Annotated in this window: 25 protein-coding genes; 12 read left to right on the top strand and 13 right to left on the bottom strand. The window is 67.8% G+C overall.

The features are described from left to right. Positions 1-84 precede the first annotated feature (84 nt). Positions 85-1,023 (bottom strand): transporter, encoded by a 939-nt coding sequence (locus LCM32_RS00525; RefSeq protein WP_224819111.1) that lies wholly within the window; start codon positions 1,021-1,023, stop codon positions 85-87. Positions 1,024-1,206: 183 nt separating this feature from the next. Beyond that, the gene (locus tag LCM32_RS00530; protein ID WP_224819112.1) at positions 1,207-2,379 is read right to left on the bottom strand and encodes a MalY/PatB family protein; all 1,173 of its coding nucleotides are present in this window, start codon (positions 2,377-2,379) and stop codon (positions 1,207-1,209) included. Between the two features lie 122 nt (positions 2,380-2,501). Between LCM32_RS00530 and def (LCM32_RS00535) the strand changes: the two genes are divergently transcribed. The 5 genes from def (LCM32_RS00535) (at position 2,502) to LCM32_RS00555 (ending at position 5,352) form a co-directional block, all read left to right on the top strand. Next, positions 2,502-3,020 (top strand): peptide deformylase, encoded by a 519-nt coding sequence (def, locus tag LCM32_RS00535; RefSeq protein WP_224819113.1) that lies wholly within the window; start codon positions 2,502-2,504, stop codon positions 3,018-3,020. A 2-nt stretch (positions 3,021-3,022) separates the two neighbouring features. Beyond that, positions 3,023-3,520: a peptide deformylase gene (gene def / locus LCM32_RS00540; RefSeq protein WP_224819114.1), complete on the top strand. Its 498-nt coding sequence runs from the start codon at positions 3,023-3,025 to the stop codon at positions 3,518-3,520. Positions 3,521-3,602: 82 nt separating this feature from the next. Beyond that, a complete protein-coding gene (gene fmt / locus LCM32_RS00545; protein WP_224819115.1) occupies positions 3,603-4,520 on the top strand; it encodes a methionyl-tRNA formyltransferase in 918 nt (305 codons plus the stop codon). Positions 4,521-4,674: 154 nt separating this feature from the next. Then, on the top strand, positions 4,675-4,911 hold the full coding sequence (locus tag LCM32_RS00550; protein ID WP_224819116.1) for a GlsB/YeaQ/YmgE family stress response membrane protein: 237 nt from the start codon (positions 4,675-4,677) through the stop codon (positions 4,909-4,911). Positions 4,912-4,914: 3 nt separating this feature from the next. After that, positions 4,915-5,352, top strand: a complete 438-nt coding sequence (locus LCM32_RS00555; protein WP_224819117.1) for an ion channel — start codon at positions 4,915-4,917, stop codon at positions 5,350-5,352. Positions 5,353-5,461: 109 nt separating this feature from the next. On the opposite strand, the gene rnhA is transcribed toward LCM32_RS00555, so the two are convergent. The 5 genes from rnhA to LCM32_RS00580 all read right to left on the bottom strand — a co-directional run bounded on the left by rnhA (position 5,462) and on the right by LCM32_RS00580 (position 8,776). After that, positions 5,462-5,914: a ribonuclease HI gene (gene rnhA, locus LCM32_RS00560; protein ID WP_224819118.1), complete on the bottom strand. Its 453-nt coding sequence runs from the start codon at positions 5,912-5,914 to the stop codon at positions 5,462-5,464. A gap of 15 nt (positions 5,915-5,929) precedes the next feature. Then, a complete protein-coding gene (locus LCM32_RS00565; RefSeq protein WP_224819119.1) occupies positions 5,930-6,526 on the bottom strand; it encodes a class I SAM-dependent methyltransferase in 597 nt (198 codons plus the stop codon). Between the two features lie 12 nt (positions 6,527-6,538). Continuing rightward, positions 6,539-7,492, bottom strand: coding sequence for a 4-hydroxy-3-methylbut-2-enyl diphosphate reductase (gene ispH / locus LCM32_RS00570; RefSeq protein WP_224819120.1), 954 nt, complete (start codon positions 7,490-7,492; stop codon positions 6,539-6,541). A 60-nt stretch (positions 7,493-7,552) separates the two neighbouring features. After that, positions 7,553-8,014, bottom strand: coding sequence for a YqaA family protein (locus tag LCM32_RS00575; RefSeq protein WP_224819121.1), 462 nt, complete (start codon positions 8,012-8,014; stop codon positions 7,553-7,555). A 183-nt stretch (positions 8,015-8,197) separates the two neighbouring features. After that, entirely contained in the window at positions 8,198-8,776 is a 579-nt protein-coding gene (locus LCM32_RS00580) for an NYN domain-containing protein (RefSeq protein WP_224819122.1), read from the bottom strand. Between the two features lie 144 nt (positions 8,777-8,920). On the opposite strand from LCM32_RS00580, the gene folK reads away from it, so the two are divergent. The 5 genes from folK (at position 8,921) to LCM32_RS00605 (ending at position 13,517) form a co-directional block, all read left to right on the top strand. Continuing rightward, a complete protein-coding gene (folK, locus tag LCM32_RS00585; RefSeq protein WP_224819123.1) occupies positions 8,921-9,487 on the top strand; it encodes a 2-amino-4-hydroxy-6-hydroxymethyldihydropteridine diphosphokinase in 567 nt (188 codons plus the stop codon). A gap of 73 nt (positions 9,488-9,560) precedes the next feature. Next, positions 9,561-9,914 (top strand): DNA-directed RNA polymerase subunit omega, encoded by a 354-nt coding sequence (rpoZ, locus tag LCM32_RS00590; protein WP_222491226.1) that lies wholly within the window; start codon positions 9,561-9,563, stop codon positions 9,912-9,914. A 34-nt stretch (positions 9,915-9,948) separates the two neighbouring features. After that, positions 9,949-12,108, top strand: a complete 2,160-nt coding sequence (locus LCM32_RS00595) for a RelA/SpoT family protein (RefSeq protein ID WP_224819124.1) — start codon at positions 9,949-9,951, stop codon at positions 12,106-12,108. Beyond that, a complete protein-coding gene (locus LCM32_RS00600) occupies positions 12,098-12,745 on the top strand; it encodes a DUF2062 domain-containing protein (protein WP_224819125.1) in 648 nt (215 codons plus the stop codon). The genes LCM32_RS00595 and LCM32_RS00600 overlap by 11 nt, the downstream gene beginning before the upstream one ends. 22 nt (positions 12,746-12,767) lie before the next feature. After that, positions 12,768-13,517, top strand: coding sequence for a pyridoxine 5'-phosphate synthase (locus LCM32_RS00605; protein ID WP_224819126.1), 750 nt, complete (start codon positions 12,768-12,770; stop codon positions 13,515-13,517). A 93-nt stretch (positions 13,518-13,610) separates the two neighbouring features. Here the strand turns inward: LCM32_RS00605 and lpxK are convergent, their stop codons facing one another. The 5 genes from lpxK to LCM32_RS00630 form a co-directional block, all read right to left on the bottom strand. Then, positions 13,611-14,624, bottom strand: a complete 1,014-nt coding sequence (gene lpxK, locus LCM32_RS00610; RefSeq protein ID WP_224819127.1) for a tetraacyldisaccharide 4'-kinase — start codon at positions 14,622-14,624, stop codon at positions 13,611-13,613. After that, positions 14,624-15,841, bottom strand: coding sequence for a 3-deoxy-D-manno-octulosonic acid transferase (locus tag LCM32_RS00615; protein WP_224819128.1), 1,218 nt, complete (start codon positions 15,839-15,841; stop codon positions 14,624-14,626). Before LCM32_RS00615 ends, lpxK begins: the two co-directional genes overlap by 1 nt. Positions 15,842-15,847: 6 nt before the next feature. After that, positions 15,848-16,093, bottom strand: coding sequence for a DUF4170 domain-containing protein (locus LCM32_RS00620; protein ID WP_224819129.1), 246 nt, complete (start codon positions 16,091-16,093; stop codon positions 15,848-15,850). Positions 16,094-16,441: 348 nt separating this feature from the next. After that, positions 16,442-17,242, bottom strand: coding sequence for an inositol monophosphatase family protein (locus LCM32_RS00625; protein ID WP_224819130.1), 801 nt, complete (start codon positions 17,240-17,242; stop codon positions 16,442-16,444). Continuing rightward, positions 17,229-18,575 (bottom strand): TldD/PmbA family protein, encoded by a 1,347-nt coding sequence (locus tag LCM32_RS00630; protein WP_224819131.1) that lies wholly within the window; start codon positions 18,573-18,575, stop codon positions 17,229-17,231. The genes LCM32_RS00625 and LCM32_RS00630 overlap by 14 nt, the downstream gene beginning before the upstream one ends. Positions 18,576-19,188: 613 nt before the next feature. On the opposite strand from LCM32_RS00630, the gene LCM32_RS00635 reads away from it, so the two are divergent. Next, entirely contained in the window at positions 19,189-19,944 is a 756-nt protein-coding gene (locus LCM32_RS00635; protein ID WP_224819132.1) for an SDR family oxidoreductase, read from the top strand. Further along, positions 19,941-20,546, top strand: a complete 606-nt coding sequence (locus LCM32_RS00640; RefSeq protein WP_224819133.1) for an enoyl-CoA hydratase/isomerase family protein — start codon at positions 19,941-19,943, stop codon at positions 20,544-20,546. Before LCM32_RS00635 ends, LCM32_RS00640 begins: the two co-directional genes overlap by 4 nt. On the opposite strand, the gene LCM32_RS00645 is transcribed toward LCM32_RS00640, so the two are convergent. Continuing rightward, on the bottom strand, positions 20,543-20,854 hold the full coding sequence (locus LCM32_RS00645; RefSeq protein WP_224819134.1) for an HNH endonuclease: 312 nt from the start codon (positions 20,852-20,854) through the stop codon (positions 20,543-20,545). The two genes, LCM32_RS00640 and LCM32_RS00645, sit on opposite strands and share 4 nt — an antisense overlap. Positions 20,855-20,887: the final 33 nt, after the last annotated feature.

Raw genomic sequence — 20,887 nt, forward strand, 5'->3', positions numbered from 1 at the left:
GCCTGCGCCCGCGCCGCGTCGCGGGCAAGCGGAAAGGCAAAAGGGCAGGCCGGGGCCTGCCCTTTCCGATCGCTGTGGTGGGCCTCAGTAGGCCGTGCTGTAGAGGCTGGTGAGTGCCGAATGGGTCGGCGACTTGACGGCCCCTGCGGTGGTCGTGGCGGGGATGACCGGCCCGGAGGTGTTGCCGAAGGGCATGGTCAGGCTGACGCTGATGCCGGTCAGCTTGGCGTTGGAGCCGGGACCCGCGTCGAGGTCGAGGTAGAAGACCTCGCCTGCCAGCATGAGCGGCCGGCCGTTCGACATGGTGAAGGTATAGCCCGCGCCGCCCGAGATGCCGAAGACATCCACGTCGCTCGCACCGCCGCCGCTATCGACGGTGGTATAGGAGAGCGAGCCGAAGAGCGTCCAGTCCGGTGCCACCTGATAGGCCCCGGCCGCCGCGATGGTGAAGGCGTCAGCGTCGAGGTCATCGGAGGTGGTATAGGCGAGGTTGCCGTAGAGCGCCCAGTCGGTGCCCGGCGCATAGGTGAGCATGAGCCCGGTATCGATCAGGTCGTTGAAGTCCGACCCGCCCCCGATGTCGACGGAACTGCCGCCGATATAGGCGTCCACGATGGTGCCGCCGCCGAAGTCCATCCCGGCCGAGAGGCCATAGGACCAGACCGTGACATCGTCGTCATCGTCGAGGCTGAAGCTCATCACGTCGCCATAGGCCCCGAGGCGGACGCCGTTGGCGAGCGGATAGATCACGTGGAGGCTGCCGAGCAGGGAGGTGACGCCCTCGCTGTCGGACTCGGCATAGCCGATGCCCGCCCGGTAATCGAGGATCAGCCCGCTGCTGAGGCGGGTCATCGCATCGACGCCCAGATCGGCGCCCCAGGCGTCCTGATCCAGTTCGCTTTCGTTCATGTAGGACAGCCCCCCCGATACGACACCGGCGGTCTGGGCCTGTGCACTGGCGATGGAGAGGAGCAGGGAGGTTGCTGCAAGCGGCAGCACGCGAGTCAGAAATCGAGTCTGCATGGGAGGTCCTGAAAATATTAAAAATGAAGTCGCGGGAAATTACGGCGAGCTTACGTGCGTCGGGCGATCAAGACAATTGCGGCGTCGCCCCGCTGGGGGCGACGCCGCTTCACGACCGCGTCATGGGCCGGGTTTTGCGCAAATTCGATGCCACAGGCATCGGAGGCCGGGCGTTCCGGCCCGTTATTGCAGGTCGCCGAAGGCGCTCTGGAGCCGGGACACCGCCTCCTCCACCAGCGCGCGGCGGGTGGCGAAGTTGAAGCGGTTGTAGCTCTCGCCGCCCTTACCGAAGGGCACGCCCTCGTTCACGGCGATCTTGGCGTCCTGCGCGATGCGCCGCATCACCTCGTCGCGGTCCATCCCGGTGCCCGAGAAATCGACCCATGCGAGGTAGGTGCCCTGCAGCGGCATCGAGGTCACGCCGGGGATCGCGTCGATGCCCGCGTCAAAGATCTTGCGGTTGCCGTCGAGGTAGAGGCAGAGCGCGTCGATCCATTCGGCCCCTGCGGGCGACAGGGCGGCGGTGGCCATGTGCAGCCCGAAGGCGTTGGGCGAGATGCCGAGGCCGCCCATCACCGCGGCGAAGCGTTCGCGCAGCTTGGGGTCGTGGATGATCACGTTGCCGGTATGGGCGCCCGCGATGTTGAAGCTCTTCGTCGTGGCGGTCATCATCACCAGACGATGCGCGATCTCGGGCGCGGCCACGGCCATGGGGATGTGCTTGTGCCCCGGCAGGATCAGGTCGTTGTGGATCTCGTCCGAGACGAGGATCAGGTCATGCTTCTCGGCAAAGGCCGCGACCTGCTGAAGCTCTGCCTTGCTCCAGACCCGGCCGCCGGGATTGTGCGGCGAGCACAGCAGGATGATCTTTTCCTTGCCGGTCATCATCGCGTCGTAGGCGTCGAAGTCCATCTCGTAGCGGCCATCGTTCAGCGCCAGCGGCAGCTGCGTGATGCCACGGTTCGCCGCCGCGATCACCCGGTGGAAGGCGTGGTAGACCGGCGTGAAGAGCACGACCGCATCGCCCGGCTCGGAATAGGCCTCGATGCAGAGGCCCGCGCCGTTGACGAGGCCGTGGGTGGTGAAGACCGCGTCGGTGTCGATCTCCCAGCCGTGGCGGGTGGACTGCCACCAGCGGATTGCCTCGAGATAGGCACTGTCGTCGCCGAAGTAGCCGAAGACGCCGCCATCGATGTAGGACTTCAGCGCATCGACCACGCAGTCCGGTGCGCGGAAGTCCATGTCCGCCACCCACATGGGGATCCCGTCGTCAGGCGACACGCCCGACACCGTTTCCATCTTGTCCCATTTCGCGGAGTGGGTGCCGCGACGCTCGATCACTTCGTCAAAATTCATGGAGGGGCCTTTCCGTCAGCATTCGGCGGACGCTATCGGAATAGATGACAGGCGCAAGTACCTCCTCTGCACAACTCGCAAGGGCCGTTGCGCGGCGGCAGGGCATCGCCTAAATGGGGCGCATGAAACGCCCGATCCTGATCCACCCCGATCCCCGCCTCAAGAAGGTCGCCGCCCCCGTCGCAGATCTCTCGGACGAGCTGCGCGAACTGGCGGATGACATGCTCGAAACCATGTATGACGCGCCAGGCATCGGTCTGGCCGCGCCGCAGATCGGTATGGGGCACCGTCTGATCGTGCTGGATTGCGTGAAGGAAGAGGGCGAGACGCCGCGCCCGCTGATCATGTTCAACCCCGAGGTCATCGCGAAATCGGACAAGACCAGCGTCTATGAGGAAGGCTGTCTCTCGATCCCCGAGCAATATGCCGAAGTGACCCGCCCGGCCGAGGTCGAGGTGCGCTGGATCGACCGCGACGGCAAGGAGCAGACGCAGACCTTCGATCACCTCTGGGCGACATGCGTCCAGCACGAGATCGACCACCTCGATGGCAAGCTCTTCATCGACTACCTGACGCCGATGCGCCGCCAGATGATCACCCGCAAGATGCAGAAGCTCAAGCGCGAGCGGGCGCGGGACTGACGATGACCGCCCGCCGCTGTATCCCCTGGCCTGACGCCCGCCTGCGCACCGCCGCCGATGACGTGACCGAGATCGACGACGAGGTCCGCGCGATCTGGGATGACATGATCGACACGATGGAGGCGATGCCCGGCGTGGGCCTCGCCGCGGTGCAGATCGGCGTGATGCGCCGCCTTGCCGTGGTGGACGCCTCCGAGGAGCGCGGCAAGGTCGTGCGCATGGCCAATCCCGAGGTGCTCCATGCCTCGGTCCAGCTGCGCCCGCACGAGGAGGCCAGCCCCAACCTGCCCGGCGTCTCGGCCCGGATCGAGCGGCCCCGTGCCGTGACGGTGTGCTTCCTGAACGAGGCGGGCGAGGTCGAGGAGAAGGATTTCGTCGGTCTCTGGGCGACCTCGGTCCAGCACCAGATCGACCACCTCGCGGGCAAGATGTACTTCGACCGGCTGTCGAAACTGAAACGCGACATGCTGCTGCGCAAGGCCAAACGCCTCAAGAACTGAGCGGCTGCCTGAATGGCCACCGGATGGCCGGGTCGCGGAACTGCGCGGCCACGGGCCTCACACGCACGGAAAGGGACACGCGATGCGGATCATCTTCATGGGCACGCCCGATTTCTCGGTTCCCGTGCTGGAGGCGCTGGTCGAGGCCGGTCACGAGATCGCCGCGGTCTATTGCCAGCCGCCGCGCCGCGCCGGTCGCGGCAAGAAGGAAACGCCGACGCCCGTCCATGCCCGCGCTGCCGAGCTGGGGCTGGAGGTGCGCCACCCGGTTCGCCTCAAGGGCGCCGAGGAGCAGGCCGAGTTTGCCGCGCTTCAGGCCGATGTGGCCGTGGTCGTGGCCTATGGGCTGATCCTGCCGCAGGCGGTGCTGGATGCGCCGCGCCTTGGCTGCCTCAACATCCATGCCTCGCTGCTGCCCCGCTGGCGCGGTGCCGCGCCGATCCACCGGGCGATCATGGCGGGAGACGCCGAAACCGGCGTCTGCATCATGCAGATGGAGGCGGGGCTCGACACCGGGCCGGTGCTGCTGCGCAAGGCGGTTCAGATAGGCACCGAGGAAACCACGGCAGAGCTGCACGACCGGCTGTCGGCACTTGGGGCCGGGGCGATCCTCGAGGCGCTCGACCAGATCGACAGCCTGACGCCCGAGGTCCAGCCCGAGGAGGGCGTGACCTACGCCAGCAAGATCGACAAGGCCGAGGCCCGGATCGACTGGACCCGGGACGCCGTCGAGATCGACCGGCTGATCCGCGGCCTCTCGCCTTTCCCCGGCGCGTGGTGCGAGTGGGAGGGGGAGCGGCTGAAGCTGCTGGCCTCCCGCGCGGCCCAAGGTTCCGGCACGCCGGGCACCGTGCTCTCTGCCAGTGACGCGGGCCTCGTGGTGGCCTGCGGCACCGGCGCCGTCGCCGTGACCCGGGCGCAACGCGCCGGTCGCGAGGCGCAGGAGATCGGGGAATTCCTGCGCGGATCGCAGATCAAGTCCGGCGAACTGCTGGCCTGATCACGCCGTGAAGGTCGCCCGAGGCGGGCCCGCTGTGGCCGCGTCCCCGTATCGTGGCGCAGGCCCCGAGACGCTCCGTCGCGCCGCCACGCGCGGGGTTGCGCGTGCCCGTCCTCTGGGGAATGCTGGCCTCGTTAACGAGGGAGACACGCAGATGGCCATCGTCTGGTTGCTGATCATCGGGGCCGCGGCCGGGTTCTTTGCCACGCGGATCATGAACATTCAGGCCAATGTCGTCACCACGGTCGCCATCGGTATCGGGGGCGCGCTGATCGGCGGGCTGGTGGTGCGGATGCTGCTGACCGCCATGGGCATGCTCGGCGGGCTGATCGGGGCCGTGCTGGGGGCGCTGGTGCTGATCTGGCTCTGGCAGACCTACGTCGGGCGCTGATCCATGTTGATGCAGATCCTGATCGGTTCGGGGCTGACGATCGTCTCGACGATGATCGCGGCGGTTGTCTTCGGCGGCATCAGCTATGTCATGGGGCGGTTGCAGGGCTGGCTGTCGCGGCCGCCGCACACGGGCAAGCAGATGTTGATGCTGGCCTTCGGCCTCGTGGGGGCGATGCTGATGATCACCGCCTCGGTCTGGGTTTGGGCCGCGGCCTACCGCTGGCTCGGCATCTTCGAGACGCTGGAGGAATCGCTCTACTTCTCTCTCGTGGCCTTCACGACGCTGGGCTTCGGGGACATCGTGCTGCCGCAGGAGTGGCGTCTGCTCTCGGGGCTGATCGCGGCCAATGGCATCCTCAACGTCGGCGTCACCTCGGCGATGATCATGAACCTGCTGCGCGAGATGCGGCAGGACCAGGCCGGCCCGCGCCTCTTCTGACCCACGCGCGGCGCCGTCAGGCTCAGCCCGTTTTCTTCGAAGAAAACGGTCCGGGAAATGTGCATTTTCCGGGTCGGGCCGCGCTGTCGCGGCGCCCCTGAACGATGGATCAGGACTTGAAGGGCGCCATGCCCGCGCGCGCCAACTCGTCGGCGCGCTCGTTCTCGGGGTGGCCGGCGTGCCCCTTGACCCACTTCCAGGTCACCGCGTGGCGCTTCTGCGCCTCGTCGAGGCGCTGCCACAGCTCGGCGTTCTTCACCGGCTTGCGGTCCTTGGTCTTCCAGCCGTTCCGCTTCCAGCCGTGGATCCAGCTGGTCACGCCGTTCTTCACGTAGGCGCTGTCGGTCACCACGGTGATCGTCGTGTCCCGGCCAAGCGCCTCCAGCGCCGAGATCGCCGCCAGCAGTTCCATCCGGTTGTTGGTGGTGTCCGCGTCGCCGCCCTTGAGCTCGCGTTCCTTCAGGACCGCCTCGCCTTCCTTGGCCTGCAGCAGCACGCCCCAGCCCCCGGGGCCCGGATTTCCGGAACAGGCGCCATCGGTATAGGCGTAGAACTCAGGCATGATGTCTCCGATCCGTCAGGTCGCGCGGGCGGTCAGGAAACACCATGCGAAGCCCGCCTCGTCAAGCCCGGTTCCGGTGCCCGTCTTGGTGCCCGTGACGGCAAAGCCCGCGGCGATCACCAGCTCGGCCAGCTCCTCCTCGCCGTAGTAGGCGTAGAAGCGGCCGAGGGCATCGCGGGCCTCGCCTTCGCCCATCTTCATGCCGAGGTGCAGCAGCCCGCCAGCCTTCAGCGCGCGCCGGATCCGGGCAAGGTGGCCGGGGAATTCTGCCTTGGGGGCGTGGAGCAGCGAGAAATTGGCCCAGACGGCGTCATAGGCCGCCTCGGCCACGAGGTCAGCGAAGGTCGCCTGCCGGGCCAGCAGCCCGTATTCCCGCGCTGCATGGGCGACCATCTCGGCGGAGGCATCGACCGGATCGGGGGAAAGGCCCGCCCGCGCCATGGCGGCGGAGAAATGCCCCGGCCCGCAGCCGAGGTCGAGCACCCGCGCCCCGGGGGGCAGGGCGTCGATCATCGCCTGAAGGGCGGCGCTTTCACTGGGTTCGCCCTGAGCCCGGGCGGCGTAGCGCGCCGTCTGGCTGTCGTAGACGTCGAGGGTCTGACGATCGGCCATGGCGTGCTCCTCTCAGGCCGGGACCCGCAGAACGCGGGGCACCTTGAATTCCACGTTTTCCTGCGCCGTCTCGACCAGCTCCTGCGTGACCTCGTAGCGGTCGGAGAGCGCGGCGATGACCTCGTCCACCAGCACCTCGGGGGCAGAGGCCCCGGCGGTGATCCCGATGGCGCGGATGCCTTCCAGCGCGCGCCAGTCGATGTCGCCCGCACGCTGCACCAGCTGGGCATAGCCGCAGCCGTTGCGGGCCGCGACCTCGACGAGGCGGCGGGAATTCGAGGAGTTGGGCGCGCCCACCACCAGCATCGCGTCGATCTTGCCGGACATGGCCTTCACGGCCTCTTGCCGGTTGGTGGTGGCGTAGCAGATGTCTTCCTTGTGCGGGCCGACGATGGCCGGGAACCGCGCCTGCAGCGCGGCCACGATCCCCTTGGTGTCATCCACCGACAGCGTCGTCTGTGTGACGAAGGCCAGTTGCGCCGGATCGCGCACGTCGAGCGTGGCCACATCGGCCTCGGTCTCCACCAGCAGCACCTCGCCCTGCGGCAGCTGGCCCATGGTGCCGATCGTCTCGGGGTGGCCGGCATGGCCGATCATGACGATCTGGAGGCCGTTCTCATGGTGCCGCTCGGCCTCGATATGGACCTTGGAAACGAGGGGGCAGGTGGCATCGACATAGATCATCTCGCGCCGGGCGGCCTCGGCCGGGACGGCCTTGGGCACGCCATGGGCCGAGAAGATCACCGGACGGTCGTCGGGGCAGTCGTCCAGCTCCTCGACGAAGACCGCGCCCTTGTCGCGCAGCCCGTCCACGACGAATTTGTTGTGTACGATCTCGTGGCGGACATAGACCGGCGCCCCCCATTTCTGCAGCGCCATCTCGACGATCTTGATCGCGCGGTCGACACCGGCGCAGAAGCCGCGCGGGGCGGCGAGATAGAGGGTGAGGGGCGGTTTCTGGGTCATCGGTCCTGTTTCCGGTGCGTCCCGGGGCGGGATCCTGCGGGTCTGTTCCGGATCTAAGGGTCACACCCCGGCGAGTAAAGAGGCGGTGCCGAAGAGCTGCGCCGTCAGCGCTGCCAGCAGGATGTAGCGCAGGGTCTTTGCCAGCCCGACGAGCGTCAGGAACAGCCAGAGCGGCGTGCGCATGATCCCAGCAATGACGGTGATCGCATCCCCCAGCGGCGCCCAGGACAGCAGCAGCGTCCAGACACCCCAGCGGCTGTACCACTCCTGTGCGCGGGTCAGCTGCGCCTCGCTCACCGGGAACCAGCGACGGTGGCGGTAGTGCTCGATCCCGCGGCCCAGGGCATAGTTCACGGCCGAGCCGAGCGTGTTGAAGAGGCTGGCCACGACGATCAGGGGGACGAGGGGGGCCGTGCCCTGGGTCTGGAAGGCGGCAAAGACCACCTCGGACTGGAAGGGCAGCAGGGTCGCGGCGCCGAAGGCGGCGAGGGCCATGGTGGCCAGGGCGGCAAGCGGTGTCATGCGCTTTCACTTGGCTGCGATGGTCCGGGCGTCAAGGCGGGGCAGCGGGGGCGGGACGTCGGGCAGGTGTCCCGGGATGGCGCGGGGCTGGCAAATGGCTTGTCCCTCTGCGCCGGTCGGCGGGGACTGTCCGTCAGTCCCGCGTCCCGTGAACCGGGGCCGGTTAGGGCCGGCCCCAGCTATTTAGTGATTGGCGACCGCGCGCACGCGCTCGTCATCGTTGTTGTGGCTTTCGCGCGGAGGGCGGCCGATGACTTCCTTCAGCTCGTCGAGCTCGATGAAGTTGTCGGCCTGGCGGCGCAGTTCGTCAGCGATCATCGGGGGCTGCGAGCGGATGGTCGAGACCACCGAAACGCGCACGCCCTGACGTTGCAGGCTTTCCACCAGCGGGCGGAAGTCCCCGTCGCCCGAGAAGAGCACGATGTGATCGACGCGGGGGGCCAGTTCCATGGCATCGACGGTCAGTTCGATATCCATGTTGCCCTTGACCTTACGCCGGCCCTGGCTGTCCGTGTATTCCTTGGCGGGTTTGGTCACCATGGTGAAGCCGTTGTAATGCAGCCAGTCCACCAGAGGCCGGATCGGAGAGTATTCGTCGTTCTCCAGCAGGGCGGTGTAGTAGAAAGCTCTCAGCAGTTTGCCGCGACGCATGAATTCCTGACGCAGCAATTTATAGTCGATATCGAAGCCGAGTGCCTTCGCGGCGGCGTACAAGTTGGACCCATCGATGAACAGCGCCAGCCGTTCGTCCTTGTAAAACATAAAACTACCTTTCCGGTCAAAATCCCGCACGCCTGTCCGTGAGTGTGTGAGTGGTAATGAATTCAGCGGCGGAATAAGGGTTGAAAAATAGAAGTGCTTCACTCTTACCGCAAGAGTGGTACCCCGTCCAAAAGTATAGGTTGAATGAAGTTTATGGGAAGTTATCTCGTCGCCTTCGGTGGAAATCTGCACTCGCATGTCGGGAAACCCCTTGAAACCTTGCATGCTGCGGTTGCGGCACTGGCGGAAAACGGCGCAAATATTCGTAAAATCAGTAGGTTTTATCGTACCCCGTGTTTCCCGGCCGGGGCAGGACCGGACTACGTGAACGGGGCGCTCGAGGCCGAATCATCCCTCGAACCGGGGGCTTTCCTCGCGCTTCTGAACCAGATCGAATCACGCTTCGGCCGCGAACGCGCCAGCCGGTGGGCCGGGCGGACGCTGGATCTGGACGTCATCGCCCACGGCCAGACGGTGCTGCCCGACGCGGGCACACAGGGCTGGTGGCGGCGGCTTCCGATGGAGGATCAGCAGCGTCTTGCGCCGGACCGGCTGATTCTGCCGCATCCCCGTTTGCAGGACCGGGCCTTCGTGCTGGTTCCGCTGATGGACGTCGCCCCGCACTGGCGTCATCCGCTTCTCGGTGGTAGTATAGCGGAAATGTGTGCGGATCTGCCCGACGAGGACCGGAGATCCGTCGTCCCGCTGTGACTCTTGCCTTGTCAATAGACAGCAGGGGCTTTACACACACATCCTCTAGCCGCCCAAAGACCGGAGTGCCCCCATGGCCCGAGTTACCGTTGAAGATTGCGTCGACAAGGTTCCGAACCGGTTCGAGCTTGTCCTGCTTGCCGCTCATCGTGCGCGCGAGATTTCGTCCGGCGCCGCGATCACCGTGGACCGCGACAACGACAAGAACCCGGTGGTGAGCCTGCGTGAAATCGCGGACGAGACCCAATCCGCCGACGAGCTGCGCGAGCGCCTGATCGAGGCCAACCAGAGCCAGATCGAGGTCGACGAGCCCGAGGACGACAGCATGGCCCTGCTGATGGGCGCCGAGGCAGACCGCCCGGCCGAGGACGACATGTCCGAGGAAAAACTGCTGCGCGCCCTGATGGAAGCACAGGGGCAGGGCTGACCGGGTCAGCCCTCGAGGGGAAAGGCGCAAGAATATGACGTCCGCCGACGATCTGGTTGGTCTGGTCCGCGCCTACAACCCGAAATCCAATGCAGACCTGATCCGCGCGGCCTACGAGTTCGGCCGCGCGATGCACGAGGGGCAGTTCCGCCACTCGGGTGAACCCTATTTCACCCATCCCGTCGCGGTTGCCGTGATCCTCACCCAGCAGAAGCTGGACGACGCGACGATCATCACCGCGCTGCTGCACGACACGATCGAAGACACCAAGGCCTCCTACACCGAGGTGGCCGAGAAGTTCGGCCGCGAGATCGCGGACCTTGTCGATGGCGTCACCAAGCTGACCAACTTGCAGCTCTCCTCGAAGGAGACCAAGCAGGCCGAGAACTTCCGCAAGCTCTTCATGGCGATGTCCCGCGATCTGCGGGTGATCCTCGTCAAGCTGGCCGACCGGCTGCACAACATGCGCACGATCAAGTCCATGCGCCCCGAGAAACAGGCCCAGAAGGCCTGGGAGACGATGGACATCTTCGCACCCCTCGCGGGCCGCATGGGCATGCAGTGGATGCGCGAGGAACTGGAAGATCTCGCCTTCAAGGTGCTGAACCCCAAGGGTCGCGACAGCATCATCCGCCGCTTCGTCACGCTTCAGAACGAGGCCGGCGACGTCGTGGAGCGGATCAAGACCGACATGCGCAGCCTGCTGGCCGAAAGTGCCATCGAGGCCGAGGTCTTTGGCCGGGCCAAGAAGCCCTATTCCATCTGGCGCAAGATGGAAGAGAAGAGCCAGGGGTTCTCGCGCCTGTCGGACATCTACGGCTTCCGGATCATCACCCGGACCGAGGATGATTGTTACCGGGCGCTTGGCGTGATCCACCGCCGCTGGCGCTCTGTGCCGGGCCGCTTCAAGGATTACATCAGCCAGCCGAAATCCAACGGCTACCGCTCGCTCCACACCACCGTGTCGGGCCGCGACGGCAAGCGGGTGGAGGTGCAGATCCGCACCATCCAGATGCACGAGGTCGCAGAGGCCGGCGTCGCCGCCCACTGGTCCTACCGCGACGGGATCCGGGCCGAGAACCCCTTTGCCGTCGATCCCGCCAAGTGGATCGCCTCGCTCTCCGAAAGCTTCACGGCCGAGGACGATCACGAGGATTTCTTCGAGGCGGTCAAGCTGGAGATGTACACCGACAAGGTGTTCTGCTTCACGCCCAAGGGCGAGGTGGTCAAGCTGCCGCGCGGCGCCACGCCCATCGACTTCGCCTATGCGATCCACACACGGATCGGCAACGCCTGCGTCGGTGCCAAGATCGACGGCATGCGGGTGCCGCTCTGGACCCGGATCAAGAACGGCCAGTCGGTCGAGATCATCACCGCCGAAGGCCAGATGCCGCAGGCCACCTGGCTCGACATCGCCCATACCGGCAAGGCCAAGACCGCCATCCGCCGCGCCCTGCGCGAGGTGGATCGGGAACGCTTCATCAAGCTGGGCCGCGAACTGGCGCGGGTCGCCTTTGAACACGTCGGCCGCAAGGCCACCGACCGCGCGCTGGAGACCGCCGCCGACAAGCTGCGCCTTGCAGGCCCGGACGAACTGTTGGCGCGACTCGGTTCGGCGGAACTCTCCGGCCGCGAGGCCGTCAGCGCCGTCTATCCCGATCTGGCCCCGGTCGAGGGCGAGGCGGTGGAGTGGGACCGCGCGGTGATCGGCCTGTCCGAGGGCCAGAGCTTCGAACGCGCCAACTGCTGCCAGCCGCTGCCGGGCGAACGGATCGTGGGCATCACCTTCCGCGGGCGGGGCGTCGTCGTCCATGCCATCGACTGCGAGTCGCTGGCCGCCTACGAGGATCAACCCGACCGCTGGATCGACCTGCACTGGCACGATGGCAAGCACCAGGCGATCTATCCGGTGACGCTGGAGATCACGCTGCGCAACGATGCCGGGGTCCTTGGCCGGATTTGCACGTTGATCGGCGAGCAGAAGGCCAATATTTCCGACATGACTTTCAGGGATACGAAACCTGACTTTCACAAAGTGGAAATAGATCTGGAACTGCGGGACGCTGAGCACCTGCATACCATCACGTCGGCCCTTGCGGCAGAAAACGACGTGGCTGCCATTGAACGACGCCGACGGCCGGTCTACGCCGACCGGCCCGCCGAAACGACAGAAGGAGAGACCGTTGGTCTTTAAACGCCGCGACAAACGGCCATTCTGGATCATCCTTCGGGATTTCCTGTGGCCTCGCGGCGGGTGGACCCGGGCCTTTCACTACGTCAAGCATCGCCTCCGCCGTCTGCCGGACACGCCGCACCGCATCGCGCGGGGCATCGCGGCGGGGGTCTTCACCGTCTTCACGCCGTTCTACGGGCTGCATTTCGTGGTCGCCGCCACGCTGGCCTGGATCCTGCGGGGCAATATCCTCGCAGCCCTGCTGGGGACCTTCGTCGGCAACCCGCTGACCTATATCCCGATCGGGGTGATCTGCCTGCAAACCGGGCATTTCCTGCTGGGACGTCCGCCCCGCCCCGAGGGCGAGATCCGCGACGGGATCGCGATCAAGTTTCTCCATGCCGCGGACGACCTTCAGGACAATTTCGCCGCGATCTTCACCGATCGGCACGCGGAATGGCACGGGCTGTCGATCTTCTACCACGAGATTTTCTTCCCCTACCTGATCGGCGGGATCATCCCGGGGCTCATCGCGGCGGCAGCGGCCTATTACGTCAGCCTTCCACTGATCAAGGCCTATCAGGCCCGGCGGCGCGGTGCTATTCAGGCCAAGCTGAAGGCCATCAAGGCCAAGACCCACAAGGTCGAGGGCCGCTGAGACCTGCACGACAGGAGAGACCATGAACGACGCCCCCAAACTGCGCCTTGGCGTGAACATCGACCATGTCGCCACTGTCCGTAACGCCCGTGGCGGTGCCTACCCCGACCCGCTGCGCGCCGCGAAACTGGCCGAGGACGCCGGTGCGGACGGGATCACCGCCCACCTGCGCGAAGACCGCCGCCACATCTCTGACGCCGACATCGACGGGCTGATGGAGGTGCTGACGGTGCCACTGAACTTCGAGATGGCCGCGACGGACGAGATGCAGGCCATCGCCCTGCGCCACAAGCCCCACGCCGTCTGCATCGTCCCCGAGAAGCGCGAAGAGCGCACGACCGAAGGCGGGCTGGAAGTGGCGCGCGAAGAGAACAAGCTGGCGCATTTCATCGCCCCCCTGCGCGAAGCCGGCTGCCGCGTTTCCATCTTCATCGCCGCGGACCGTCCCCAGATCGAGGCCGCGCACCGCATCGGTGCCGAAGTGATCGAACTGCACACCGGCGCCTATTGTGATGCCCATGCCGAGGGCCGTTTCGACGAGCGGGATGCGGAACTGAAGCGCCTGCGCGAAATGGCCACCTTTGCCCATTCTCTGGGGCTCGAGGTCCATGCCGGCCACGGGCTGACCTACGAAACCGTGGCCCCCATCGCCGCCTTCCCCGAGGTGCGCGAACTGAACATCGGCCACTTCCTCATCGGCGAGGCGATTTTCCGCGGCTTGCAGCCCGCGATTGCCGAGATGCGCCGCCTGATGGACGAGGCCCGCGCCTGAGGTACAGGGGCGGGCTGCAAGGCCCGTCCCGACCTGCCGGAGCGGGGGCATTCCCCCGGTCCGATCCTGCCGTACGGCTCCGCCTTGCGCCTGTCAGCGCGCGCCCGGCCCTGTTTCCCCGAAAAGACGATCCAGCGCACTGTCGAGCGCGGCATCCTCCGCGATCTCCAGCCGGACCGGCAGAGAAAGCACCCGGGGCCGCATCTCTGCGGGCAGCCGGACGGCATCCTTCTCGGTCGTGACCAGCTGCGCGCCCAGCCGGGCGGCATCCCGTTCCAGCCGATGCAGCAGGGCGCTGCCCAGCTTCTGGTGATCGCCAAGCGCATGGGTTGCCACCAGATCGGCGCCGAGGCCGCGGAGCGTGGCAAAGAACTTCTCCGGGTGGCCGATGCCCGCGAAGGCGACGAAGGGCTGCCCGGTCCAGTCCATCCCGGTCTGAAGCGGCGCAAGGTGGCCGCGCAGATGGGGCAGGGATATCGCGGCGCCCCAGTCGCGCTCAAACGCGTGCTGCGCTGTCTCCGGCCCGATCGACAGCAGCAGGTCTGCCCGGGCCAGTCCCGTCTCGACAGGTTCGCGCAGGGGGCCGGCCGGCAGGCAGCGCCCGTTGCCGAAACCGCGCGCCGCATCCACCACGATGAGGGAGAGGTCCTTGGTCAGGGTCGGGTTCTGGAACCCGTCGTCCAGCACGATGGCCTGCGCCCCGGCCGCGACGGCGGCGGCGGCACCGGCGGCCCTGTCACGGGCGATCCAGGTGGGGGCGAAGGCGGCCAGAAGCTGCGGCTCGTCGCCGGTTTCGCCGGCGCTGTGGCGCATCAGGTCGACCTGAACCGGCCCTTCAAGCGTGCCGCCATGGCCGCGGCTGACCGCATGGGCCCGGATGCCCCGCGCCTGAAGCCGCATCAGCATGTCGATGGCGGTGGGCGTCTTGCCTGTGCCGCCCGCGTTCAGGTTGCCGATGCAGATCACCGGCACGCCCGGCGCGATGCCCCTATCGCCTTCGAGCCGCCGCGCGGTGGCATGGGCATAGACCTGCCCCAGCGGGGAGAGCAGTCGCGCGCGCCAGTCGGGCTGATCGGGTGGGGTGAACCAGAAACGGGGGGCGTGCATCAGGTCTCTTTCCGCTGGTCCAGCAGGTCCTGGACGAGGTCCAGCACCCGGTCCGTCACCTCGGCGCCCTCGGTCGCCACGGTCCAGGCGGCATGGGCCATGGCGGCGGCCTGATCGGGGGCGGTGAGGCGCGACACGGCGGCCGACAGCGTCTCGGCATCACGGACGATCCGGGCGCCCATGGCCTGTGCGAGGCGGGAATAGGAATCGAGGTAGCGGCTCACGTTGGGCCCGTAGAGGATCGCGGAGCCGAGGGCCGCGGGCTCGAACGGGTTGCGCCCGCCGTGGCCGGGCGTCAGCGACGAGCCCATGAAACTGATCGGCGAAAGCCGGTACCAGAGCCCCATTTCGCCCCATGTGTCGGCCAGCAGGATCTGGGTGTCCTCGCGCAGCACGTCGCCCTCGGACCAGACGCCAAGGCGCCAGCCCTCGCGCCGCAGCTGCGTGGCCATGGCGGGGCCCTGTTCCTCGTCGTCGGGGACGATGATCAGCAGCAGCCGGTGGGCATAGCGGTTGGCCTGCCGGTGGGCGCGGGTCACGGTTTCCAACTCGTCGGGCTGGATGCGGGCGGCCAGCCAAACCGGACGCGTGCCCAACTCACGCGCCAGCGACTCGCGCTCGCCCATGTCGCAGGGTAGGGCGGCGCCGCCCTCCAGCATCGGGCCGGTGATCGAGATGCGCTGCGGATCGACGCCCAGCCGGCGCAGGCGGCGCGCGGCATTTTCCGAGGCGGTCAGCAGGGCATGGAACGAGGCGGTGACGGAGCGGCCCATGCTGGGCAGCCAGCGCCAGCGCAACTCGTCAAAGGCGTCTTCCTCGGCATCGACGAGGATCATCGGGATCTGCGCCTTGCCCGCATGGGTGATCAGCGCGGGCCGCAGGTGGCCATTGGTCCAGAGCCCGACGGAGGGCCGCCAATGGGACAGGAACCGGGTGATGGCCTCGGTGTTCTCGGGCGGGGCCGGGGCCCAGATCAGGCCCGGCTTGAGGCGCGGCAGGGGGCGGATGCCCTCCGAGGCCGTGATGACCATCGACAGGCCGGGGCGCTGCGCGATCAGGCGCTCGCCCAGTTCAGCCAGCGCGGGGAGGCTGCGCCCACGGGCGGCATGGGCCCAGATGACCGGCCCCTCGGGCCGGTCGGGGCCGGGATCGTAGCCCTCGCGGAGGCCACGCCCCGCCAGCGCCATGTAGGCGGCCAGACTGACGGAGCGGCTCATGCTGGATCAGTTGCCCAGTTCTTCGGTCGAGGACGCCGCCATCTCCTCGTCGCGCAGGCGATGCAGGTGCGCGATGTAGTAGCGGGTGTGGGCGTCGTCGACCGTGCGCTGTGCCTCGGCCTTCCAGGCGTCATAGGCGGCGGCGTAATTCGGGTACATGCCGACGATGTGGAGGTTCTCGACGTCCTTGAAGACGTTCTTCGACGGGTCGACGAGCTCGCCCCCGAAAACCAGATGCAGGCGTTGGGTCATGGCACTTCCTTTCCGGCAGGACGGGCGCAGTCCACGCTGGTCTGGCCCGATATCAAGCGACCTGCGGCCTCCCCGCCCGCGTGGCGCTTCTGGCGCCAAAATATCCGTCCGGGCGGGGGGTGCAAGCGATCCGGTCCCCTCGGGGGCCAGCAAAACGGCACTTCGGGGAAATTTCCCGTGCGCTGCCGTTGCGTGAGGACGCTGTTCATGGGGCGCACAGCCCCTGACCCGCGCGCAGAAAATTCTTCGAAGAATTTTCCCAAGAATTTTCGAAAATTCTTGGGTGCCGGCCGGGGCGGTTCGGGGCGGGCCTGACCTGGCAGGGTGCGACCGGGCAGGGTGCCCCTGTCAGGGTGTCAGCGCGGCCAGCAGGGCACCGTGCAGCCCGGGGGCCGAAGCGACGACGCCCTTAACCTGCGGGTGCGGATTGTTGAACCGCAGCGTGCCGCCCCGCCGGTCCGAGGTCGTGGCCCCGGCCTCGCGCAGGATCAGGTCGCCCGCGGCAATGTCCCATTCCCAACTGTCGCGCAGGGTGAGCATGGCATCGAAACGCCCCTCGGCCACCAGCGACAGCCGGTAGGCCAGCGAGGGCCGGTAGTGGCGGATCAGTTGCGGCACCGCCCCGCGCCAGTTCTGGGGATCCCATGCCGGTTTCGCGGCCAGCAGCGTGGCGCCGTCCAGCGAGTCGCGCTCCGAGGCGCGCATCGGCCGGTTGTTCAGCCGGGCGCCCTGACCGCGGGCCGCGGCATAGAGCTTGCCCTTCACCGGCAGGTAGACCACGGCGGCCACCACCTCGCCCCGCTCTGCCACGGCCAGCGAATGCGCCCAGGAGCCGGAGCCCTCGATGAAACTGCGGGTGCCGTCGATCGGATCGACGATGAAGACGCGGTCGCACCGCAGCCGCGCCTCGCTGTCGGTGCTCTCTTCCGAGAGCCAGCCATAGTCGGGACGGGCCCCGCGCAGCTCCCGCTCCAGCATCTCGTTCACGGCCATGTCGGCCTCGGTCACGGGGCCGAGGTTGCCGGGTTTGTCCCAGGCGCGGGCCGTGGGGCCGGTGTATTGCAGGGCCACGCGGCCTGCCTCCCGCGCGGCCTCGGCCAGCAGGGTCAGGTCGGCAAGATCCCGGGCGGTGGGGTCAGGTGCCTGCAATCGTCAGCCCCTCGACCAGCAGGGACGGCACGACGCGCGACAGATGCGCCCGCGCGTCGTTCGCTGGCACGATCCGCTTGAGCATGTCGCGCAGGTTGCCGGCGATGGTGCATTCCTGCACCGGGAAGGCGATCTCGCCGTTCTCGACCCAGAAGCCCGAGGCACCGCGGGAATATTCGCCCGTGTTGGCGTTGATGGTGGAGCCGATCATCGAGGTCACCAGCAGCCCGGTACCCATCTGCTTGATCAGGTCCTCGCGGGTCACGCTGCCCTGGGTCAGTTCCACGTTCCACGTGCTGGGCGAGGGCGGGGCCGAGAGGCCGCGCGCCGCATTGCCCGTGGAGGTCAGGCCCAGCTTGCGTGCCGTGGCCAGATCGAGCGTCCAGCCGGTGAGGCGGCCGTTCTCGACGATGGTGCGCCGGGCGGTGGGCAGGCCCTCGGCATCGAAGGGGCGCGAGCCGGAGGTGCGCTTGCGCAGCGGGTCTTCCACCAGCGACAGGCTTTCGGGCAGGACGACCTCCCCGAGCGCATCGCGCAGGAAGGAGGCGCCGCGGGCGATGGCCTGTCCGTTCACCGCGCCCAGCAGATGCGCGATGAGCGAGCCTGCGATGCGCTCGTCATAGAGCACCGGGTAGCGGCCCGTGGCGGGACGGCGCGCGTTCAGCATGGCGGCGGCCCGTTCGCCGGCGCTGCGGCCGATGTCCTCGGGGCTGCGCAGGTCGGACTGGATCAGCCGCCCGTCGCCGTCACCGTCGCGCTGCATCCCCGCGCCTTCGCCCGCGATGGCCGAGCAGTAGAGCGAGCGCTGCGTGCGGCTGTAGCCCCCGGCGAACCCGTTGGTGGCGGCGATGAAAATCTCGGTCCGGCCATAGCCTGCGGAGGCGGTGTCGATCTTGGTGACGCCTGCGACGTCCATGGCGGCGGCCTCGGCCCGGGCGGCGTCTTCCTGAAGGGTTTCGGGTGCGGGCTCGGGCGCATCATCGGCCAGTTCGAGCCCCTCTGCATCGCGCCGGGCGGACAGCTGATCGGGATCGGCGAGGCCCACGTAGGGGTCTTCGGGCGCTTCCTTCGCCATGGCGACGGCGCGGGTGGCCATGGCCTCCAGCGTCTCGGGGCGCGTGTCCGAGGCCGAAACGCAGGCCTGGCGCTGGCCGATCATGACGCGCAGGCCGATCTCGGTGCCTTCCGAACGCTCCGCATGTTCCAGGGTTCCGCCACGCATGTCCACGGCGACCGATGTGCCGGAGCGCGCCATGGCGTCGGCGGCATCGGCACCAGCGGCCTTGGCAACGGAGAGGAGGGCCTGCGTGAGATCGGAGAGCGCTTGCGTCATGGGGGTCCTTTCGGCCTTGCGGCAATGATTTCCCCTACCGGATGCGCGGTGGACGGGCAAGGGAGGGGCGCCTGGCGGCGCTGCGTCGCCGGGGCGGTGCTGTGGGAGTGTGCCGTATGAGCGGGCAGGGGGGCGGGAGGGTGTCACTCGGTCTGCGTGCTGGATGGCTGGTGAATGCCCCGGCGCGCGCCTTGCCTCTAGGCGGTTCCAAAGCGCTGTCCCCTCTAAATGTCCCGCCTGGCCGATAGGCCGGGCAGCGCCGACCCGCCCCCATGGGGCGGCGCTATTGCGCCACCCCGCGGGCCGGCGCTGCCCTTCGTTGGGGCCGGATCGGGGTATGGAGGGCTTTGCCGTGCGCGCGAAAAGCAAGGCCGTGGCGCACCAACGTGAGCCGGAGAGATGCGCGTGAGCGGCATGCGCGGACACAGGCCAAACGACGTAGCGGCGAACCGTCAGACCCATCCGCGCCCTCTTTCCCCCGCAGCCCCCGCCCCGCAGTGCAGCGCTCTTGACCATCCGCGGTGTCCCCACATCCCCCTCGCCGCCGCTCCTCTGGACCCTACCTTCTCTCCAAGCTACCAAAGACCCGACCCGCAGCGCGAAGGAGGAGCAGATGACGCAGTTCGAAGGCAAGGTCGTAATGATCACCGGCGCCAGCCGTGGCATTGGCGAGGCCGCCGCCCGGCTCTTTGCCGAGGCCGGTGCCAAGGTCGCCCTGCTGGCCCGCGGCCGGGACGAGATCGCCCGCATCGCCGGCGAGATCGGCCCCGATGCCATCGCCGTGCCCTGCGATATCTCGCGCTACTGGGAGGTCGAGGCGGCCGTGAATGCCTGCCTTCAGGCCTTCGGCAAACTCGACATCCTGATCAACAACGCGGGCGCGCTGAAACCCATCGCGCCGCTGATCGAGGCCGACCCCGAGGAGTGGGGTCACGTCATCGACGTGAACACCAAGGGCGTCTTCAACGGCATGCGCGCGGCGATGCCGGTGATGCTGGCGCAGGGCGGCGGCACGGTGATCACCATCAGCTCCGGCGCAGCCCATCGCCCGCTGGAGGGCTGGAGCGCCTATTGCACCTCCAAGGCGGGAACCGCGATGTTGACCCGCGCGGCGCACCTCGAAAACGCGGACAAGGGCCTGCGGATCATGGGCCTGTCGCCCGGCACGGTGGCGACGCAGATGCAGCGCGACATCAAGGCCAGCGGCGTGAACCCGGTGAGCCAGCTCGACTGGGAGGATCACGTGCCCCCCGAATGGCCCGCCAAGACGCTGATGTGGATGTGCACCCCCGCCGCCGACGGCTACCTCGGCGAGGAGATCAGCCTGCGGGAGGAGGAGATCCGCCGCACGGTGGGGCTTATCGCATGATCCGTCTGGAGAAGGACGGCGGCTTCTGGATCGTCACCATCGACCGGCCGGAGAAGGCGAACTCCCTCACCCGGGAGATGCTGGGCGACCTGGCCGAGATCGCAGAGGCCGCAGCCGAGGCACAGGTGCTGGTGATCACTGGCGCGGGCAAGGTCTTCTCCGCCGGGGCCGATCTTGACGAGGCCCGCGCGGGTCTGGCGACCGATCCGGTCTGGGAACGGCTCTCGGGGGCGGTGGCGGCGCTGCCCGGCCTGACCATCGCGGCGCTGAATGGCACGCTGGCGGGCGGGGCGATGGGCATGGCGCTGGCCTGCGACCTGCGGCTCGCCGTGCCGGGGGCGAAGTTCTTCTATCCCGCGATCAAGCTCGGCTTCCTTCCGCAACCCTCGGATCCTCTGCGCATGGCGCAGCTGATCGGGCCGGCACGGACCAAGCTGATCCTCATGGGCGCGCAGAAACTGACGGCGGAGGAGGCCTATGCCTTCGGGCTGATCGACCGGATCGTCGAGGGCGACGTGCTGGCGGCGGCACGGGAGATCTCCACCGACGTGCTGGCCGCCGATCCGAAGGTCACGGCCGGGATCAAGGCCCTGTGCCGCTAACGGCGTCCCCTCCGCGGGCCGGCCGTGCGGGCGTGGAACTCCGGCGGGCGCTTGGCGATCCAGCGCAGGAACCCCTGCAGGTCGGGATGGGCGCGCAGCGCCTCGGGCGTGTTCAGATCGCGGGCCAGCTCGGCCTCGGTGAAGGTCTTGTGGATCGTCGTGTGACAGATCTGGTGCAGCAGCACCTTGGGCCCGTGGGTGCCGCCCTTCAGCCGTGGCACGAGGTGATGCAGGCTCTGGCGGGCCTGCGGCGGAATGGGCCGCAGGCAGAGCGGGCAGATCGGGCTGGCGTCTTTGTCCTCCGTCATGGGGCTAATCTGGCCGAGGTGCGGGGAAAGGCA

The organism is Pseudooceanicola nanhaiensis (assembly GCF_020171315.1).
GTDB lineage: Bacteria > Pseudomonadota > Alphaproteobacteria > Rhodobacterales > Rhodobacteraceae > Pseudooceanicola > Pseudooceanicola nanhaiensis_A.

Coding starts and splice junctions, on each gene's coding strand:
- LCM32_RS00525 (WP_224819111.1), bottom strand. CDS start 1,023: ATGCAGACTCGATTTCTGACTCGCGTGCTGCCGCTTGCAGCAACCTCC.
- LCM32_RS00530 (WP_224819112.1), bottom strand. CDS start 2,379: ATGAATTTTGACGAAGTGATCGAGCGTCGCGGCACCCACTCCGCGAAA.
- def (WP_224819113.1), top strand. CDS start 2,502: ATGAAACGCCCGATCCTGATCCACCCCGATCCCCGCCTCAAGAAGGTC.
- def (WP_224819114.1), top strand. CDS start 3,023: ATGACCGCCCGCCGCTGTATCCCCTGGCCTGACGCCCGCCTGCGCACC.
- fmt (WP_224819115.1), top strand. CDS start 3,603: ATGCGGATCATCTTCATGGGCACGCCCGATTTCTCGGTTCCCGTGCTG.
- LCM32_RS00550 (WP_224819116.1), top strand. CDS start 4,675: ATGGCCATCGTCTGGTTGCTGATCATCGGGGCCGCGGCCGGGTTCTTT.
- LCM32_RS00555 (WP_224819117.1), top strand. CDS start 4,915: ATGTTGATGCAGATCCTGATCGGTTCGGGGCTGACGATCGTCTCGACG.
- rnhA (WP_224819118.1), bottom strand. CDS start 5,914: ATGCCTGAGTTCTACGCCTATACCGATGGCGCCTGTTCCGGAAATCCG.
- LCM32_RS00565 (WP_224819119.1), bottom strand. CDS start 6,526: ATGGCCGATCGTCAGACCCTCGACGTCTACGACAGCCAGACGGCGCGC.
- ispH (WP_224819120.1), bottom strand. CDS start 7,492: ATGACCCAGAAACCGCCCCTCACCCTCTATCTCGCCGCCCCGCGCGGC.
- LCM32_RS00575 (WP_224819121.1), bottom strand. CDS start 8,014: ATGACACCGCTTGCCGCCCTGGCCACCATGGCCCTCGCCGCCTTCGGC.
- LCM32_RS00580 (WP_224819122.1), bottom strand. CDS start 8,776: ATGTTTTACAAGGACGAACGGCTGGCGCTGTTCATCGATGGGTCCAAC.
- folK (WP_224819123.1), top strand. CDS start 8,921: ATGAAGTTTATGGGAAGTTATCTCGTCGCCTTCGGTGGAAATCTGCAC.
- rpoZ (WP_222491226.1), top strand. CDS start 9,561: ATGGCCCGAGTTACCGTTGAAGATTGCGTCGACAAGGTTCCGAACCGG.
- LCM32_RS00595 (WP_224819124.1), top strand. CDS start 9,949: ATGACGTCCGCCGACGATCTGGTTGGTCTGGTCCGCGCCTACAACCCG.
- LCM32_RS00605 (WP_224819126.1), top strand. CDS start 12,768: ATGAACGACGCCCCCAAACTGCGCCTTGGCGTGAACATCGACCATGTC.
- lpxK (WP_224819127.1), bottom strand. CDS start 14,624: ATGCACGCCCCCCGTTTCTGGTTCACCCCACCCGATCAGCCCGACTGG.
- LCM32_RS00615 (WP_224819128.1), bottom strand. CDS start 15,841: ATGAGCCGCTCCGTCAGTCTGGCCGCCTACATGGCGCTGGCGGGGCGT.
- LCM32_RS00620 (WP_224819129.1), bottom strand. CDS start 16,093: ATGACCCAACGCCTGCATCTGGTTTTCGGGGGCGAGCTCGTCGACCCG.
- LCM32_RS00630 (WP_224819131.1), bottom strand. CDS start 18,575: ATGACGCAAGCGCTCTCCGATCTCACGCAGGCCCTCCTCTCCGTTGCC.
- LCM32_RS00635 (WP_224819132.1), top strand. CDS start 19,189: ATGACGCAGTTCGAAGGCAAGGTCGTAATGATCACCGGCGCCAGCCGT.
- LCM32_RS00640 (WP_224819133.1), top strand. CDS start 19,941: ATGATCCGTCTGGAGAAGGACGGCGGCTTCTGGATCGTCACCATCGAC.
- LCM32_RS00645 (WP_224819134.1), bottom strand. CDS start 20,854: ATGACGGAGGACAAAGACGCCAGCCCGATCTGCCCGCTCTGCCTGCGG.